The 17,973-nt window shown below is 36.4% G+C and carries 13 protein-coding genes and 2 pseudogenes; 4 read left to right on the top strand and 11 right to left on the bottom strand.

What is annotated here, in order from left to right; genetic code table 11:
• Window positions 1-564 precede the first annotated feature (564 nt).
• Complete coding sequence (locus ACTBZY_RS16610; RefSeq protein WP_463047470.1) at window positions 565-1,440, top strand: PIG-L family deacetylase; 876 nt, start codon at window positions 565-567, stop codon at window positions 1,438-1,440.
• Between the two features lie 18 nt (window positions 1,441-1,458).
• Here ACTBZY_RS16610 and ACTBZY_RS16605 read toward each other — a convergent pair.
• Window positions 1,459-1,664, bottom strand: a pseudogene (locus tag ACTBZY_RS16605) (DUF1456 family protein).
• Between the two features lie 123 nt (window positions 1,665-1,787).
• Between ACTBZY_RS16605 and tnpA the strand changes: the two are divergent.
• A pseudogene (gene tnpA / locus ACTBZY_RS16600) lies at window positions 1,788-2,223 on the top strand (IS200/IS605 family transposase).
• 184 nt (window positions 2,224-2,407) lie between these two features.
• Here the strand turns inward: tnpA and ACTBZY_RS16595 are convergent.
• From ACTBZY_RS16595 to ACTBZY_RS16565, 7 genes are all read right to left on the bottom strand, one after another.
• A complete protein-coding gene (locus ACTBZY_RS16595) occupies window positions 2,408-3,937 on the bottom strand; it encodes an amidohydrolase family protein (RefSeq protein WP_463047469.1) in 1,530 nt (509 codons plus the stop codon).
• A gap of 150 nt (window positions 3,938-4,087) precedes the next feature.
• Window positions 4,088-4,675, bottom strand: coding sequence for a 3-keto-disaccharide hydrolase (locus ACTBZY_RS16590; protein WP_463047468.1), 588 nt, complete (start codon window positions 4,673-4,675; stop codon window positions 4,088-4,090).
• Window positions 4,676-5,054: 379 nt separating this feature from the next.
• Window positions 5,055-5,756 (bottom strand): glycosyltransferase family 2 protein, encoded by a 702-nt coding sequence (locus tag ACTBZY_RS16585; protein ID WP_463047467.1) that lies wholly within the window; start codon window positions 5,754-5,756, stop codon window positions 5,055-5,057.
• A 43-nt stretch (window positions 5,757-5,799) separates the two neighbouring features.
• Window positions 5,800-7,332 carry an apolipoprotein N-acyltransferase gene (gene lnt / locus ACTBZY_RS16580; RefSeq protein ID WP_463047466.1) on the bottom strand — a complete coding sequence of 511 codons (1,533 nt, stop codon included), beginning with the start codon at window positions 7,330-7,332 and terminating at the stop codon, window positions 5,800-5,802.
• Window positions 7,319-7,939 carry a hypothetical protein gene (locus tag ACTBZY_RS16575; protein ID WP_463047465.1) on the bottom strand — a complete coding sequence of 207 codons (621 nt, stop codon included), beginning with the start codon at window positions 7,937-7,939 and terminating at the stop codon, window positions 7,319-7,321. The genes lnt and ACTBZY_RS16575 overlap by 14 nt, the downstream gene beginning before the upstream one ends.
• 11 nt (window positions 7,940-7,950) lie before the next feature.
• A complete protein-coding gene (locus ACTBZY_RS16570; RefSeq protein WP_463047464.1) occupies window positions 7,951-9,474 on the bottom strand; it encodes a hypothetical protein in 1,524 nt (507 codons plus the stop codon).
• A gap of 145 nt (window positions 9,475-9,619) precedes the next feature.
• Complete coding sequence (locus ACTBZY_RS16565; RefSeq protein ID WP_463047463.1) at window positions 9,620-12,409, bottom strand: response regulator; 2,790 nt, start codon at window positions 12,407-12,409, stop codon at window positions 9,620-9,622.
• 166 nt (window positions 12,410-12,575) lie between these two features.
• Between ACTBZY_RS16565 and ACTBZY_RS16560 the strand changes: the two genes are divergently transcribed.
• Together ACTBZY_RS16560 and ACTBZY_RS16555 are read left to right on the top strand one after the other, a co-directional pair.
• Complete coding sequence (locus tag ACTBZY_RS16560) at window positions 12,576-14,717, top strand: S9 family peptidase (RefSeq protein WP_463047462.1); 2,142 nt, start codon at window positions 12,576-12,578, stop codon at window positions 14,715-14,717.
• 45 nt (window positions 14,718-14,762) lie between these two features.
• On the top strand, window positions 14,763-15,458 hold the full coding sequence (locus ACTBZY_RS16555; RefSeq protein ID WP_463047461.1) for a LytR/AlgR family response regulator transcription factor: 696 nt from the start codon (window positions 14,763-14,765) through the stop codon (window positions 15,456-15,458).
• 65 nt (window positions 15,459-15,523) lie between these two features.
• Here ACTBZY_RS16555 and ACTBZY_RS16550 read toward each other — a convergent pair whose 3' ends face one another.
• From ACTBZY_RS16550 to ACTBZY_RS16540, 3 genes are all read right to left on the bottom strand, one after another.
• Window positions 15,524-16,024 (bottom strand): hypothetical protein, encoded by a 501-nt coding sequence (locus ACTBZY_RS16550; protein ID WP_463047460.1) that lies wholly within the window; start codon window positions 16,022-16,024, stop codon window positions 15,524-15,526.
• A gap of 271 nt (window positions 16,025-16,295) precedes the next feature.
• A complete protein-coding gene (locus tag ACTBZY_RS16545; RefSeq protein ID WP_463047459.1) occupies window positions 16,296-16,796 on the bottom strand; it encodes a hypothetical protein in 501 nt (166 codons plus the stop codon).
• Window positions 16,797-17,066: 270 nt separating this feature from the next.
• Window positions 17,067-17,567: a hypothetical protein gene (locus ACTBZY_RS16540; RefSeq protein ID WP_463047458.1), complete on the bottom strand. Its 501-nt coding sequence runs from the start codon at window positions 17,565-17,567 to the stop codon at window positions 17,067-17,069.
• Window positions 17,568-17,973: the final 406 nt, after the last annotated feature.

The following is a 17,973-nucleotide window of genomic DNA, read 5'->3' as shown; positions in this document are numbered from 1 at the left end:
TCAATAAATCCTTTTCCTTTCCATTTTAATACTTACCATTCGACAGGCTGGGCTATTTTACCGGAACGAAATTAGAGATTATTTTCAGCTATGAATCAATATAAACTCATAGATTCTGATTGTGAATAGATACCAGTCCTCTTGGCGATTGATAAAACGGCAGACTAAGCTTCCTTCTGATAGTTTTTTGAACTAAATTGAAGAGGATTCTCAAATGAAGTGATTTCTAAGTCATCATGGAATTTTGTAATTCCCTTTAGTTCTTTGATAATACAGTATTTATAAAAAAAACAAGTTTTTGGGTAGGAGCAGGCCTACGATGTGGTATACTTTCAATTCTCTATTTTTAGAGAGGATTCTCACCCCGGTTATTTACGAGAAAGCCCAAAATCTGTTATGAATACCTGCCTGTCCTCCTATCGGCCGAAAAATCGGCAGACTGAGCTTTCAAAATTCTATATTTAGAGATTATTCTCAACGTGATTCCTTATATATTAACATGCCTATCTAATTAATATTCCGAGAGAATTGTATAATTTCATTCTGTATATTTTATTTAACCCTATGAAAAAACAATTCTTACTTTATATTTTAATGCTTTTATGCATTAACTCGATTGTCGCACAGGACAAACCTCTTCAGATAATTATGATTGGTGCACACCCTGACGATTGTGACATTAAATCAGGAGGTACGGCTGCACTTTTTGTTGCTATGGGACATAAGGTTAAATTTTTATCAGTCACTAACGGAGATGCTGGTCATATGAGCGAAGGTGGTGGGATGCTTGCACAGAGAAGACTTCTCGAAACCAAAGAAGTTTCAAAAAGACTCGGGGTTACTTATGAAGTCTTGGATAATCATGATGGAGAATTACTTCCTACTTTAGCCATTCGTCTGGAAATTATCAAAAGAATCAGAGATTGGAATGCGGACGTAGTTATTGCACCAAGGTCAAATGATTATCATCCAGATCATCGCTATACAGGAATTTTAGTTCAGGATGCCGCCTTTATGGTTGGAGTACCCAATATTGCCCCCGACACCCCTCCCCTGAATAAAAACCCGGTATTTCTTTATTTTCAGGATAATTTCAAAAAGCCAAACCCCTTTCAAGCGGATATAGCCATTGACATTTCCAGTGTCATTGATAAAAAAGTTTATAGTTTGGATGCTCATCAATCTCAGTTCTATGAATGGCTGCCTTGGATTGGCCAATACGCTGATAAAGTACCCAAAGGTCAGGCAGAAAGACTGGAGTGGTTGAAAAAACTAAGAGGAAATGGCATATCTCCCTCCGTAAAAGCCAGTCTTGAAAAATGGTATGGAAAAAGCAAAGCCGAGAAAGTAAGTTTTGCGGAATCCTTTGAAATTTGCGAATATGGTAGCCAACCCAATGAAGAGGATATCAAAAGGCTATTCCCTATGTTAGGGAGATAAATCTTCAATGAGATTAATTTATTCCGGCTTCGGCTCCCTTTTATAAATAATCAAGCCATTTAGAAAATTTCGCAGAGTCTGGTCGCCGCATGGTTTAAATTTTTTATGATCCTTATTACGGAAGATGGCTCCTAATTCGCCTTGGTGATTGAGAAATCAAGCAGTTTAAGTATTTCAACAATTTCCTGATAGTTAAGCTTAAGTGATACACGAAGCTTTTCCATAATGTCATTGTTGCTCCTATTATTTATCGGGAAACTTCAATTTTTATTGGTCTCAGAAATAGTTAAAACTATGCAATTTATTGCATTTTGCTTTCAGCTTCTAAAAATGTGCTATTTTGGTATATGGATTTTCAAAGATCAAACGGGCATAGTATTTCAAGACTTACAGTTCATAATAGTATGGTCGACTAAATATCGTCATGCCGTTCTAGGGGGAGATATCAAGTTACGGTGTCGCACTTTGTTAATACAAATTTGTGAGGCAGAGGGAGTTCAAATATTGAAGGGAGTAGTATCAAAAGATCATGTACACATGCATCTGGAATACCGCCCTTCTCAATCGATAAGTCAATGGGTTAAACTACTAAAGGGGCGTTCATCGAGGAAATTGCAAATGGAGTTCCCTGAATTGAAGAAGCGTTATTGGGGTCGCCATTTCTGGGCAATAGGCTTTGGCTGATGGAGTACGGTTAATATTACGGATGAAATGGTCAACGAATATTTGGAGTATCATAGAAATCCAAATGAAAGTAATAATACTAATTTTATCGTCGAATAGGCAGACTTTCAGTCTGAACTAAAACTATGGACTTTGAGTCCATAGTGGTTTATTTGGAAAATAGCGTTTCCTTAGCTAGAAATATAGAAAAAATGACATTTGAGATAAGGTTCCTTTAAGTTAGGTGAACCCTTATTTGTTTCTATTTAGTCCTACTTCCGCTATGATAATTTAAGACGAAGCTTTATTTAATCATAAATAAAAATATGTCCCAAATTAGTTTTGCAGACATGCTCCAGCTTTGGTTACGAGAATGTACTTTCTCCTTAATCTGATTTATGTTATCACTATCGATATATCGTCCATTAGAAATTATTCCATCTACAGCCTTTAGATTTGAAGCTTTATCGAGTGGGTTTTTAGATAGGATTACCAGGTCAGCAGTTTTGTTTTCGTTTACAGTACCAAGTTTGTCTTGAACCTTAAAGTACTCTGCAGGATAAAGCGTAGCTGTTTTTAAAACGTCAAAGCCAGAAAGTCCTGCGGCCGAAAGTTCTTGAAGTTCGTCAATCAATGAGCTTCCTGGTAACTCAGGAACGTCGGCTCCTGCAAGAATCTTAACTTCTTTTTTGTTCGCTGTTTTAGTTATTTCTAGTCCTTTTGAGTAGAAATCTTTATAAACCAGCCGGCCTAGTGAACTGGTGTCTTCTTGTATAGTGGCATCTAAATCTTCAAATGATAAAAAACGTAAAATGGGGTTTATATTATCATATCTTGCCCTAAATGTTAAATCATCGGCAAAGGCATCAGACTTTCTAGTGAGGTGGGTGGGGCAGTAATACGTCTTATTGTTTTTCATTACTGCTAGATTTTTATGCAAGAGCAATGTATCATGCTCCACAAGCATTTTCTTTCTCAGTGCTGTATTATCATGTTGTTTTGGATTTGGCTCATTTCTTAATTCATCAGAACCTTTAAAGCTATCCCAGAGTAAAAATCTTGCGTGCTCCAAACTCTTGATGCCTGCATTACTAGCTTCCATTGTACTAACTCTAACAGGTTTATGGCCTGCCACATCAATTCCAGCTAACTGTGCCTCTTTCATAAGAGCGAAAAATGCCTCACGAGGAATGTTATTATAGGTCTTAATTAAATCAATTTCATGTTTCTTAAAATAACGGATTAGCTCTTTAGCTTCTTTTTCATTAGAGCAGTTATAAAATTCTGGAAAGCCATCAAACATAGCACTCGGACCCTCAACGGCGAAACTGGGAAGGCTATGAACTTTAGGACCCAAGAGTTCATTAGCGTGAACCATCTTATTCCATTTCTTAATTTTTTCTGGTGTAGAGGCAAAAGAGTCTTTGCTGTCATAAGCACCTCGCATATCTCTTAAATGCATAACTCCATTTATTACATATTCTGGGTAGGCACTATTTGGAGATTGTTTAATCAAATGAGCGTGCATGTCCCAAAGTGCTGGAATGAGGTATTTATCCTTGCCATTTACAATGTGGAGGTTCTTTAAATCATGAGAAATAGCACTATCTGAAATGCTTTTTATGGTATTGTTAGAAATGAGTACGTGTTGGCTTTTTAGCAGTGAGTCATTTTCTACATCAATGATGTTAATGTTTTCTAACAGTAGGTTGTCATACGTTTTTGCTTCAAAATCTATAGAAGGAAATGGAAAAAAAACGAAGCTGAAGAATACGATCAGCAAAGAGAATAAACCTATCCCCATAAATTTTAAAAATCTGAGTAGTTTCAACATGGATTTCTATTTTTTGATTACTTAGTAAGTCGGATATACTAAGCGTAAAAGTGCACAAATTAATATAATTGAAAGAATAGTGAGGCTGGCGTTTAATGAGAAAAACCACCTCAAGAGGTGGTTTTTAAAAGAAATAATTTTAAGTCAGTTTTAAATCTCAGTCAGCTTAATACTTCTATAGTTTATACCCATTTCGTTTTTTGGGTGTAGCTGAATGCCTACTGGGCCCTTAGCAGGAATATCCTCAGAGGTGTAGTTCATCACTTCTTTACCATTTAGCCATACCATATAGGTATTGCCAGTTACTTTTACTTTCATGGTGTTCCAATCGTCGGCTTTAAGGCCACTGATGTCGGCTTCTTTAGGGTAACCTTTTCCAGGGATATAGGGAGAGCCGGTAAGGTCTCTTTTCTTTGAGCCAGAGATACCAATCTGAATCTGGTCTTTATCAGACCTTAGGAAAATGCCAGAGTCTACAATACCAAAAGTGTTTTTGTATTCCACTTCTATCACAAAGTCGGTATATGATTTTTCTGTCCATAGAATACTGCCTTTACGGTCGTCTGAACTTTTTACTACCAGCAGGCCGTCAGATACGGTCCAGTTGTCATGGTTAGGATTAGGCACGACCCAGCCGTCAAGGTTTTTACCATTAAAGATTTTTTTCAGCTTTTGAGCTGAACTTTCTGTAAGAGAAAATGTAAGCAGAATGCTTAATAGGATTGTTATTTTTTTCATTTCAATAAGTTTATGTGGTAAAGCTAGTAGAAAAATATTTTTATGGGCTATTGCCCATTGAGCTTTTTGTTTTTTTTAGGAAATATGATTATTTAAAGAATAAAATGCACAAAAGGTTTATGTATGTTGATATGTTTTTTGCTAAATTTATTCCGTTTTACAAATAAATTTGTTTTGGAAATGAAGAAAATACCTATGAAATACCGGTATATCATGCCGGATATCATGCTCCTCATGGCTGCTTTAGAGGTGTTTAAGAAGGTTTTTATGTAAATCTCAACTTTATAAAGCTTAATCTTGAAAAACGTTGATTTTATTAAAAACTATCTTAGTTGGATAGTTTAGATTACTGGTTTAAGACTTAAATTCTAGTGTTTTATTAGATTTTATCTCTTCCTAAGAAGTACTTTTTAAAATAGTATTTTAAGGGATTAGAATATTTTTCCATTTTCCATGGTCTACTAGAATGGGGAAGGTGAATTACAGAAAGGTCATTTGAAAGGTAATTAAGGAAGCCCAGTGTACGAGACATTTTGGAGATGCTTACATCAAACCAATCTTTCTCGGGGTTTAAGGTGTGGAAGTCGTATGCTTTTAGGAATCTATTGCACAATACGGTGCAGCAGAAACTTAAGCTTCTTTTGGTGGTAAATAAATCGCCATCTGATTTGCTGATGTTTTTATACGGAAAGTTTATGGTGCCATCTATATCTGTAGTTACAGAGCCTATCATTCCCACATTGTCTAGTTCGTCAGCTAATTTGTTTAGCTCCGCAATGGTCTCTTTTTTTACCAGTACATCGGACTCTATAATGAGCAAATGCGTGTTTTGTTCTAAGGCCATTTTCTGAGCCATTCTCAAAACCGTGATGTAATTCGGCGAAGGTGTATCTACTATTTCCGCCAGATTGATATGCTTGTAATTGAATTCATTCTGGTTTTTCTCCAAGAAGTCCGTTGTTTCAGAACCACTGAAATCATTGAAAACAAAGTATTGAAAACGGCCTTTGGCCTGAGCAATATTAGCAATAGTTTGTTTGGAAGTACCTAAAGAATCTTTAACAGGAGTAATAACAATCATAAAAGGGAATTAGCTGCTGCAAAGATACAGGATTAAAAGGATGCTATTCCCTTTTTTGGAAGCGGAATAATCCTAAAAGTAAAAGTATTCCTAATCCACAAAACTTTGGAAACCACTCTGGATGCTTACTGAAAAAACTTTTCTTAGAAACCATTTCTACCTCTTGCGTACCAAAAGTAGCGGTGTACCATGGGAGTTTTCCATAAATTCTACCAAACGGGTCTATAAAACAAGAAATGCCGCCATTGGAGCTTCTGACAATACTTCGGCGGTTTTCAATGGCTCTTATTCTTGTAAAACTTTGTAATTGAAAAGAGCCTGGTGTTTTGCCAAACCATGCGTCATTATTCATGAGGGCTATAAACTGAGCTCCGTTATCTACCAGACTAGCTATTTTTTCAGGGAATAATTGCTCCCAACAAATAGAAAGTGCCACTTGGAATTGGTCTCCGTCAAAATTTCCATATTTAAAAGTATAAGGTTTGTTTCCTTTAAGCATTGCCTGGCCTCGTGATGTAGGCAGATCATTAAAGTAAGGTGTAATTTCCGCAAATGGCAGTCCATGTTCCTTTTGATACACTTTTACGTCTTCTGCCTGAATATTTAAAGTATCCCAATTTGTGGCGAGTTGTGGTGTAAAAACGAGAGCATTGTTCTTATAAAAATGTTGGTTATTGCTGTTAGGATGTTCTACAAAGCCTATGGCCACTGAAGTTTGCCAATTGGCTATAGCCTCTTTGGTGAAATTTAATATGTTCTTGTCCTGCAAAAGGGCGTACGGAATGGTAGCCTCGGGCAAAACCAGCAAGTCGGGTCCATCTCTACGAACGGCAGAATCAGAGAGGCTAAAGATTTCGTCTAACAGCATTTGACCATTTTTTTTGCCAGGTGTAGCGTAGCTGTCCTGATTGGTCTGTATAATGGTGACTTTACTTTTAAGATTACCCAAACCCGTGATACCTTTAGGGTTTATTTCCATTGACCAAAAGGAATATATAAGAGGAGCGGCTAAGGCCAAACCCGGTTTCAAAAAGGCAATTTTAGTCTTTTTATCAATGGCCATGGCTAAAAGAACGTTCATTAGAATGAGCCAAAAACTGATGCCGTACATACCGAAGATATCTACAAACTGAATAAGCCAGATATTATTAGACTGAGAATAGGGAAGTAGATAAACTTGCATGCTGTGGGGCAAAAGATGCAAACCCCAATCGTTTATGGTCCAAAGGAAAGGGAGAGAAAAAGCAGCTATTTGCCATGTATATCTCTTTTTGATGAGATAGAATGCAATAAATGGGATTAAATAAAATGGGGCTATATCCAAACCCCCCATGATCATATAATGAATCTTATAATAGCCTACCCACCAAACATCTAAAAATAAGTAAATGAGGATTAACAGAAAGGATTCTAGCATGAATTTGCCAAAAGTCTTTTCCTTTCGGACATCAAGGAGAAAAGGCACAAAAGCAAACCATGCTAAAATTCCATTAGGAATACCTTCAATAATTGGAAAGGAATGTCCTAATAGAATTCCAGAAATAAGCCAAGCTGGGATTTTTCTAATAATGGACATCTTCAATTTTCTTTTTCAAACCCTCAATCTCCCTCTGCTGTTGTATGGTATACAGCGTCAGTTCTTCTACTTTTTCTAACAGTTTAGAAACCATCTCATGCATAGAAACGCCTTCTTTTACCACTTCTTTAGCAGAAGGAATATTTGGCAGATGCTCATTCACTTTAATGAAATCTGAAACTTCCTTTAATGACATTAAAGGATAGTCTTTTTCAAAAACTTTATCAGACCAGAGGCCTTCATTCGCATATTTAATTTTGAACTCATTTAAGACAAATTGACCTTCATTGTCCAATTCCAAGAAATTACGGTCATTAATCTTCATAGAAGGAGCATTATAGGCCACTCGCATATTGAATACCCCTTTTACATCTAGACGATATTGTGGATTCGACATGCCGATTCCTACTTTTACTAATGTGGTGTCGCCTAAGACTAAACCATCATTGACAGAAACACGGGCATTATAGCCCAAAGCGGAAGCTCTTTGCAAATTGTCGGCATTTTGACCAGCGGCACCAGCGAAAACGCCAAAGTAGGAGACCGACTGTGCAAAGGCAGTTGAGGTAGATATAATCAGCGTTAAAATGAGGCTTAATTTTTTCATATTGATTGCTTTTAGATTTCGTTAAGGTTCCATCCAAATTTTACATTGGCTGTACCATTATTTAGTTCTTTCACTTCAAAGTAAGTAGGTGTTTTTTTAGAAATATAGAGACCATTGCAATTGCCCTCTGGCTGTAGGTTTATTAAGAATTCGTCCGCACTCAAGTTCCCAAGTTCTCCAATTTCGACTTTTGCATAACCATTTATTAATGCCCCAAGTCCTCTTTTGGCTAGTTTGGTTATCTCTTGTGAGTTCGTGGCAGCTTTTCTGGCTGAAGGTGTAGGCGTAGTATTGTCAAGCCTTGTCCAGTCATACCCATCGTAGTAATAGAATCCAGGGTCATTGTCAATTTGGTAAATCAAAAGCCCTTCATTTGGATCAAGAGGGCGGTTATATTCTTCCAATCTTGGAATCATGATACCTTTATCATCGCTTTCTATATCCAGAATAGCGTCTGGGTCAGCAGTCTTGGTAAGTACGTCTATATATACACCGGTATTACTTATCAAAACGCCATCTCCATCATTATTAATTTGCACCGTTTCCACGGGACTTAATATACCTGTAGGAGCTATCACCCTAAATTCAATTTCACTTAGGGTTACATTTCCTGCTTTTCCAGAAACATTTGCGGAGATGTAATGTCCACTTTTAGTAACAAATGCGACTGATTTATAACTTTTATTAAAAGTGTAGGAACTTGAGATATCCGGTCTTGAATATAAATCTGTTATAAAATTTATTCTTAAACACTCGAAAGTGCCATAGGGCGTTTCTATAGTGCCAAAAGCATCAACTGTTTTTGTTCTGTTGTAGTAGCGTAATCCAATGAAAGGCTGAGAAACCTCATCTTCTATGTACGAATAAGTGTCTCCCAGAGCTAGCGGTATATCTGTAAATTTATAATCTACGGCATCAAAGGCGTCTTCGCCACCATCCAAATAGTAGTAATAACTATTGCCTAAAAAATTAAGGGCATCATCCCCAATGAAATAATGTTCAAATAAGTCACTCTCATTATTAGCAACATCTAGATAGGTGGACTTTACCACCTTATTAGCCGCCGGAAATTGGAGGTCAAGTGGAACTTCTTCTGTAGGAATAAAATCTTCATTATAGTATGATTGGAAAATATCTAGTATATTATTGGGAAGGATCCAGTTTTGAGCGTTTGAGGCATCTTCAATCCCAATATCCATACTTATATTGATGTCGTTGTCAAGAAAGGTCAGCCATGAGTTTCTTGGGGCGGAAATCCGAGCAATGTCGTCTTTTTCCAGCATCATAGGCAGGCCTAAAGTAGAAACTGATTTGGAGATGTTGGACACCGCACTTTTGGTCAAGACCAATGTCGCTTTGTTTTTTAAGTTTAAGAATTCTGTATTATTACTCTGAAGCTTTCCATTTATAAATGTCCCTAAGGATTTTGGGGCATTAGAGTCAGGACTAACTCCAGCAACGGGGACAGCCAATACAAAAAAAGGCAGCAGTGACATTAGAATTATTATCCCATGCTTTTTTAAATTAATTTTCATGTTTAAAGTATTTAGAGCGTTTAGTTTTCCCATCATGAATGCATGATGCCTCCATACATTTGTACTAGGCAAAATTGAGAAAGACTTAAGCTTCGCTCATATCAATATCCTATCAATTGATATAAGAATCCGTGCATGGAGCGGCTTAGAATTGCTTTTTGTATTCACCTGGCGGCATACCAAAGCGTTTTTTGAAAGTAGAAACAAAATAAGCAGTACTTCCAAAGCCAGTTTGAAAAGCAATTTCAGAAACGTTACCAGTTTTTTTTTGGAGTAATTCTGCGGCTCTTTCTAATCTCACAGATTGGATGAATTCATTGGTAGATTGGCTTATTAATGACCTGAGCTTTCTGTTTAAATGTGGACTACTTATGCCAATTTCTTTTGCCAAAATTGCCACTGAAAAGTCTTCATTCGGAATGTTTTCTTCAACGATGGCCATTAGCTTTTCTATGAATTCCTGGTCAACAGAATTGACGGAAACTTCGGTAGGTTTTATTTGAACTGTTCCAGCAAAACGGGTACGTAGTTCTTTTCTTAACTTAATGAGGTTGTCAATCCGTACTTCAAGTTCGTCTTGTGAAAATGGCTTAGTAAGATAGGCGTCTGCACCCATGTCTAAACCTTCCATTTTTTCAGTTTGGTTTGCCTTGGCAGTCAACAAAATGATGGGAATATGGCTTGTTTTTATGTCATTTTTCAAAATGGACGTTACCTCATAGCCATTTTTACCAGGCATCATTACGTCAGAAATGATTAAATCTGGTTGAATCTTCTTTGCTATTTTAATGCCCTCTGTTCCATTTTCTGCTTCTGCCACTTTGTATTTTTTTAACAATTGTGACTTAATAAAAGAACGGACTTCCAGATTATCTTCAATCAATAGTAGGCTATATTCCTGTGCAATATGCTCTTCAGCACTTTCAATGATAAATTCTGTAAGATGTCCTGTATTGATTTCATGTAAATCTGTTTCTTTTTCAAAACCTGCGGTAATAAGAGGCAATTTTACTTCAAAAGTGCTTCCTTTTCCTACTTTTGATTTTACTGAAATTTGTCCTTTATGAAGCAAAACCAGTTCTTTTACCAAAGCCAAACCAATTCCAAAATTTGTATTTTCCTGACTTGAAATATCTTTTTGGTAAAACCTGTCAAAAATATTGCCTATATCTTCCGTTGCTATTCCGTTTCCTGTATCTATAACATTGAAAAAAACATGTTGCTTTTGTTTTGAAATTTGGAAAATAATAAGCCCTTGTTTATCGGAGTATTTTATGGCATTGAAAATGAGGTTAACGAAAATGGTTTCCATTTTTTGCATATCCACAGCCATCTCCAAAACATCCTCGCTAGTCTCAAAATTTAAAGTGATGCCTTTTTTTAAAGCCAGTGACTCGAAGGAATAGAACATACTTTTCAGGGCAGGGACAACATTGACTAATTTCCTGTCTAATTTCATTTTATTAGCATCCAACTTCGAAAGATCCAATATCTGATTGATCATGCTCAATAATCTATCTGAATTGGATTGTGCTAAATCCACTAGATTTATATCCGCTTTGGATTCCATTTTTTTACGCAACTGTTCCAGTGGTCCTTTTATCAACATTAGCGGTGTGCGAAACTCATGGGAAATATTGGTGAAAAAATTGCTTTTCAAAGCATCCAAATCTTCAAAGTGCTGCTTATCCTTTTTTAATTGACGTGTTCTAAACCCTAAGCCCAATGCGAAAATGACCATTTCGAGTACTGTACCCAATTGCAGAAAGCTGAAAGAACCCATAAAAGAAGGAGTTCCATAAATAGAATCAGGATGAAACAATTCGTAGACATAATTTGGCAATATGCAAAGCAACAAAATACCTATGCCGGCCAAAAGGAACTTATCATGGACTTCTTTGCTTTTTAAAACCATGATTACTTGAACTACATAAAGAAGTCCTAAAAGAACCATAAACGAAGAAAACGGAATGTTAGGCATAAACTGCCTACCCGTTTGAATGAAATTTATTCCAGATAAGAGTGTTGTAAAAAGAATCCAGAAAATAAGAAAAACTAAGATTTTGTCGAGTCTCGGGAAGCGTTTTTTGGTTTGTAGAAAAGACCTTGAAAACTGTGTGTAAAGTGCTGGGCTTAAAACACCAGCAAATACGTAAACCCAAGGCTGTATAAAAGTATTGTTTTGATAGAAAAGCTGGTACATAAAAAGGCAGTACTTGTCCATAACAGTGGCTGCAAAAATCACAGAAAAACCATATAGGGAGTAATACAAATAAGCTTCGTCTCTTAGTATAAAAAAGTAAAGCAGATTGAATAAGGACAGTACCGCAATCATGGCCATAAAAGCAGCGGTTACCCAATTGTCTTTACTTTCCTTAACCTGTAGATTTGCAGACTCCAATATAGAAAGAAGCCTCAGATCGATTTTTAGGAAAGGTCTATATACCTTGGTGAACTTTATATAATACTCCCTAGTTTCATGTGGTTCTAAACTTACGGCAACTTGATCTGGTCGATTTAGTAAAACTAGTTTGTCATTTTTTATCACACTTCCCAGCGAATCTAGCGGGTACATCATACCAGCCAACTGAATTTTCCAAGAATCCTTTGATGCTATTGGTCTGCTGTAAACTTCAACTTTTTCACACCATTCTTCGAAAAGCTTGAGTTTACATATCGTTTTTGAATCGCTGGAGTTTTCTAATTTTAACTTTACCCAAACTGTCTTAAATGGTTCGCTCACAACGTTTTTGGCAAACGTTTCAAAATGTTCCTTTTGGATTTTCTCGAAGCTAAGATTGCTGCCTTTCTCGTAAAAGTATAATGATGAGGGATTTAAGTCACTTGATTGAAAGCCTTGCTCAGGCAAAACAAACGTTTCTTGAGCACTGAGTTGGTGTAAGGTTAAAAGAGCTAGAAGTACTTTTTTAATCATTCTGGCGGCTATCTCGTTTCCTAAAAGTAAGAAGCCTTATCCAATTCTTTTGAAGTGTTTTGAATTATTTCTGATTAAGAAAAGTAGCTTTAAAATAAGACCTTAAATTTGTTAACTTTGGTTTTATTTGAACCGAGGACATTTACTAGTCAAAGATTTTTAGCTTATGAAAAACCTCATCCTTATTTTTGCTGCATTAACAGCCTGTACACCAAAACCTGAAAGAATGTCTTACAACTGGCCTGATGCCAAAGCTCCCATAGCAGATAAAAAAGAACATATTAGAACAATTCATGGAGATGCTGTGGCAGATCCATATTACTGGATGTATGACTTTTTTGGCAAGGGACCTGATAGCACCCATGTGATAAATTATCTGGAAGCAGAGAATGCTTATTTAAAGTTAAAAATGAGCAAAACCGAAGCCGTGCAAGAAGCTCTGTTTACTGAAATGAAGAGTAAGATTAAGGAGAAGGATGAAAGTGTACCTTATCTTAAAAACGGTTATTACTATTATTCCAGAACAGAAGAGGGCAAGCAGTATTATAAGTATTGTAGAAGAAAGGACTCCATGGAAAATCCAGAGGAAATACTGTTGGATGTGGATGCCATGGCAGAAGGAAAGGCTTACTATGCTGTAAGCGGCATGAGTATTAGTGAAGATAATAAGCTTTTGGCTTTTGGGGTAGATGAAGTTTCCAGAAGGCAATACACCATTTATGTAAAGAACTTGGAAACGGGTGAGTTGCTGTCAGATAAGATAGTAAACACAGAAGGCGATGCCGTTTGGGCCAATGATAACGTTACTTTCTTTTACACCTCCAAAAATCCAGTTACGCTTCTTTCCGAGAAGATATACAGACATAGGTTAGGAACAGGGGTTTCTAAAGACCATTTGGTATACGAAGAGAAAGATAAGTCTAACTATATCGGTATTCATAAAAGTAAGAATGGGAAATGGGTTTGGATTTATTCCATGGCTACGCTTTCTTCTGAATTTAGGTACATCAATGCAGATAAAGCCAATGATGTCTTTGCGGTTTTCCAACCAAGAATAAAGGATGTACTTTACAGTGTTTCTGCTTTAGACGACAAATTTATTATAAGAACGAATGCAGATGGAGCGGAAAACTTCAAACTGATGTCAACCCCCTTAAACGCCTCTTCTAAAGAAAATTGGAAAGAATACAGAGCACACGACGCCAAAGTGCTGATTGAAGAAGTGGACGAATTTAAGAATTTTCTAGTTGTTCAGCAGCGGAAAGACGGCTTGACAGAGCTGAGTATCCAGGATCTGAAAACGGGTAAAGTACACTCTATTTCTTTTGAAGAAGCTGCTTACGATGCCAGTATTAGCACCAATGAAAATTACGAGAGTAAGCTGTTAAGGTATCGGTATACTTCTATGATTACTCCGAGCTCTGTTTATGATTATGACATGCTGTCTACAGAAAAGACTTTACTGAAGCAGCAAGAGGTACTAGGAGGTTATAATAAAGAGGAATACGTTACAGAAAGATTGTATGCTACGGCCAGAGACGGCGTAAAAGTGCCTATTTCCATCGTATATAAGAAAGGATTTAAGAAAGACGGCAAATCGCCTGTGTTGGAATATGCCTATGGTTCCTATGGCTATAGCATGGACGCATCTTTCAGTAGTTCTAGATTAAGTTTATTAGATAGAGGTTTCGCTTTTGCCATAGCCCATATAAGGGGTGGTCAAGAAATGGGCAGGCAGTGGTATTTGAATGGAAAGTTGATGAAAAAGATGAATACATTCAATGATTTTATCGACTGTGGAAAGTTTTTAATTGCCGAAGGTTATACTTCCTCTGAGCATCTTTATGCCAATGGTGGTTCTGCAGGAGGTCTTTTAATGGGAGCGGTGGCTAATCTTGCTCCAGATTTATATCATGGACTTATAGCCGATGTACCTTTTGTGGATGTGGTAAACACCATGTTAGATGAGAGTATACCTTTAACCACCAACGAGTATGATGAGTGGGGCAACCCCAACGATAAGGCAGCTTATGAGTATATGAAGAGTTACTCTCCCTATGAGAACATACAAGCTAAAGCTTATCCAAATATCCTAGTTACTACTGGCTTGCATGATTCTCAGGTGCAGTATTTTGAACCCGCTAAATGGGTAGCAAAATTAAGAGATACAAAAACGGATGGCAATATTGTTTTGTTGAAAACTAATATGGAATTTGGTCATGGTGGAGCTTCAGGTAGATTTGATTATCTGAAAGATGTGGCATTAAGATGGGCATTTTTATTAGCTTTGGAGAAGAAAATAGATTAAAAGGCTAGCTATTAGTATATCGGTTCAAAAAACTATTAAGATTCAGTGAAACTAAAAAGTATTATTGTTGAAGATGATTTGTTATCTAGAAAGACATTGGAGCATTTATGCAAAAACCATGAATCTTTGGATCACTTAGAGTCTTTTGAATCCGCAGAGGAGGCTTTACTCTTCTTAGAAACAGTGGAGGTTGATTTGATTTGGTTAGATGTTCAAATGAAAGGTCTAAGTGGTTTTGATTTACTAAACAGGTTAACCACTTCTCCTTCGGTTATTATGACTACCTCTAGTGCGGAGTATGCTTTTCAGGCTTATCAATATGATATAATAGATTATATACAAAAGCCTATCAACCTGACACGGTTTAAAGGTGCTGTTCAGAAGGTTTTATCCTTAGAGAAGTTCAGTGAAAGACCAAAAGGAATGCCTAAAAACGAGAATATTTTTGTTAAGGTTGATAAGAAATATATTCGCTTGGTGGTGGGTGATATTAACTATGTAGAGAACCTAAGTGATTACGTAAAGATATATAGCAAGTCAAATGTTTATATAGTGCATTCTACCCTAAAAGATTTAGATAAGAAGTTGGGTGATGGTTTTTTTAGGGTTCATCGTTCTTTTTTGGTCAATTTGTCCAAGATTCAAGATGTGGATGAAAGTAATCTTATCGTCGAAGGTAAAGTGATTCCGGTAAGTAGGAGAAGCCGGACTGAATTTTTGGAAAAATTAAATATTATATAGCAAAGAAGCCACGAAAATTTCGTGGCTTCTTCATTTAAACAAGATTCAAAAAAGGGGATTTATTATTAAGCTGCGTTAAGGACTAAAGTGTTATTAAGGAAATGAGTTTTTGACAAACCGAAAGTGTCTTTTTTATCTACTTTCTTAGTTGGTGCAGCGGGTGTGTTTTTTACCTCGCGGTATCCTACAGAAATTACTTCAGAGTAAGTAAAGCTTCCGTCTTTCTTCACCATTTTAAGTCTGTAGTTGTTTTCACCTGTTACTGGGTTAGTGTCCATAGTGATATATCTTAAGGCCTGATTTGAATTGAAACCTTTCAAAGTTTTGATGGTTTTGAATTCCTCAATGTTCTCGGCTTTTTCTAATTCAATTGTTTCGAAGTCAGTACCTTCTACAGAGAACCAAGATATTTTAATCTTGTCTTCCATTTTATTCAGAGAGAATTGAGAAACAACTATGGAAGCAGCCGTATTAGCCTCTGTAGAAGCACCATCTTTTCCGTCGCCAGCAAAAGCTGAAATAGTGATGAAACTTAAAACAGAAATTAATGTGAATGCCTTTTTCATTGTTGGTCGGGAGTTTTTTTTTGATTCCTGTTTGCTGATTCAAATATAGTAGGCTGAAATAGGCTAGGAGGCTGTTTTTCGATGAGTGGCTATGTCTTTTCGATAAACGGATGAATTTCGGGGAAGTGTGAAAATGGCTTTCGTCAGGTTCAAATATGATTTTGTATATACGAACTAAATCCTAACGTTTTTACAAAGAAAGAGCCGCAGATGTTTTTATATCCACGGCTCCGTTTTTTAAGCAATTTGTATAGCGAGCGTTTAATCTTTTTTAAGCAGCGTTAAGTATTAAAGTGTTATTAAGGAAATGAGTTTTTGACAAACCGAAAGTGTCTTTTTTCTCTACATTGTTAGTTGGGGCAGCAGGTGTGTTTTTTACCTCGCGGTATCCTACAGAAATTATTTCAGAGTAAGTAAAGCTTCCGTCTTTCTTCACCATTTTAAGTCTGTAGTTGTTTTCACCTGTTACTGGGTTAGTGTCAATAGAAATATATCTTAAGGCCTGATTTGAATTAAAACCTTTCAAAGTTTTGATGGTTTTGAATTCCTCAATGTTCTCGGCTTTTTCTAATTCAATTGTTTCGAAGTCGGTACCTTCTACAGAAAACCAAGAGATTTTAATCTTGTCATCCATTTTATTCAGAGAGAAGTCAGAAACAGCAATTGAAGCAGTTGAATTAGCCTCTTTAGAAGCACCATCTTTTCTGTCGCCAGCAAAAGCTGAAATAGTGATGAAACTCAAAACAGAAATTAATGTGATTGCCTTTTTCATTGTTCGTCGGGTTTTTTTTTTATTTCCCGTTTGCTAATTCAAATATAGTAGGCTGAAATAGGCTAGGAGGCTGTTTTTCGATGAGTGGCTATGTCTTTTCGATAAACGGATGAATTTCGGGGAAGTGTGAAAATGACTTTCGTCAGGTTTAAATATGAATTTGTATATACGAACTAAATCATAACGTTTTTACAAAGATAGAGCCGCAGATGTTTTTACATCCACGGCTCTGTTTTTTAAGCAATTTGTATAGCGAGCGTTTAATCTTTTTTAAGCAGCGTTAAGCACTAAAGTTTTACTAAGGAAATTAGTTTTTGACAAACCGAAAGTGTCTTTTTTATTTACTTTCTTAGTTGGAGCAGCGGGTGTGTTTTTTACCTCGCGATATCCTACAGAAATTATTTCAGAGTAAGTAAAGCTTCCGTCTTTCTTCAGCATTTTAAGTCTGTAGTTGTTTTCACCTGTTACTGGGTTAGTGTCCATAGTGATATATCTTAAGGCCTGATTTGAATTAAAACCTTTCAACGTTTTGATGGTTTTGAATTCCTCAATGTTCTCGGCTTTTTCTAATTCAATTGTTTCGAAGTCGGCACCTTCTACAGAAAACCAAGAGATTTTAATCTTGTTTTCCATTTTATTCAGAGAGAAGTCAGAAACAGCAGTGGAAGCAGTTGAATTAGCCTCTGTAGAAGCACCATCTTTTTTGTCTCCAGCGAAAGCTGAAACAGCGATGAAGCTCAGTACAGAAATTAATGTGATTAGCTTATGCATTTATTCTTTTCTCTTAATTGGGAATCAAAGTTTTTTTGCCCCCGATTTAGTAATTCAAATATAGAGGCAATAGGTGAGTGAACGGTGACATTTTTCGATAAGCGGTCAATACTTTTCGATAAACGGAAATGTTTTCAGAAAAATGGCCACTTTTTTACCATATTTCAGGGTGAACTTTACTTTTCGATATACTTAATCTTCTTTTATAGGGATGAATAGTCGTGCCATTCTCTACATATTTGGTCTTAGTTTGGCATTATTGAAGAGGTCTAAAAACCATTTTAAACTTTGAGGTGTTTATTATAAGTAACGTTGGTTTTACATTTATACAGGCAATAAAATTATAAGCATGAAGGGATTCCGTTTTACAGATTATAAACCTGAAATGAAAGGGGGGGCAAACTTT

It is taken from the genome of Arcticibacterium sp. (assembly GCF_055134445.1).
The sequence above is the reverse complement of the archived record's forward strand: the minus strand, read 5'-3'. Positions and strand labels throughout refer to the sequence as shown.

Coding starts and splice junctions, on each gene's coding strand:
- ACTBZY_RS16610 (WP_463047470.1), top strand. CDS start 565: ATGAAAAAACAATTCTTACTTTATATTTTAATGCTTTTATGCATTAAC.
- ACTBZY_RS16595 (WP_463047469.1), bottom strand. CDS start 3,937: ATGTTGAAACTACTCAGATTTTTAAAATTTATGGGGATAGGTTTATTC.
- ACTBZY_RS16590 (WP_463047468.1), bottom strand. CDS start 4,675: ATGAAAAAAATAACAATCCTATTAAGCATTCTGCTTACATTTTCTCTT.
- ACTBZY_RS16585 (WP_463047467.1), bottom strand. CDS start 5,756: ATGATTGTTATTACTCCTGTTAAAGATTCTTTAGGTACTTCCAAACAA.
- lnt (WP_463047466.1), bottom strand. CDS start 7,332: ATGTCCATTATTAGAAAAATCCCAGCTTGGCTTATTTCTGGAATTCTA.
- ACTBZY_RS16575 (WP_463047465.1), bottom strand. CDS start 7,939: ATGAAAAAATTAAGCCTCATTTTAACGCTGATTATATCTACCTCAACT.
- ACTBZY_RS16570 (WP_463047464.1), bottom strand. CDS start 9,474: ATGAAAATTAATTTAAAAAAGCATGGGATAATAATTCTAATGTCACTG.
- ACTBZY_RS16565 (WP_463047463.1), bottom strand. CDS start 12,409: ATGATTAAAAAAGTACTTCTAGCTCTTTTAACCTTACACCAACTCAGT.
- ACTBZY_RS16560 (WP_463047462.1), top strand. CDS start 12,576: ATGAAAAACCTCATCCTTATTTTTGCTGCATTAACAGCCTGTACACCA.
- ACTBZY_RS16550 (WP_463047460.1), bottom strand. CDS start 16,024: ATGAAAAAGGCATTCACATTAATTTCTGTTTTAAGTTTCATCACTATT.
- ACTBZY_RS16545 (WP_463047459.1), bottom strand. CDS start 16,796: ATGAAAAAGGCAATCACATTAATTTCTGTTTTGAGTTTCATCACTATT.
- ACTBZY_RS16540 (WP_463047458.1), bottom strand. CDS start 17,567: ATGCATAAGCTAATCACATTAATTTCTGTACTGAGCTTCATCGCTGTT.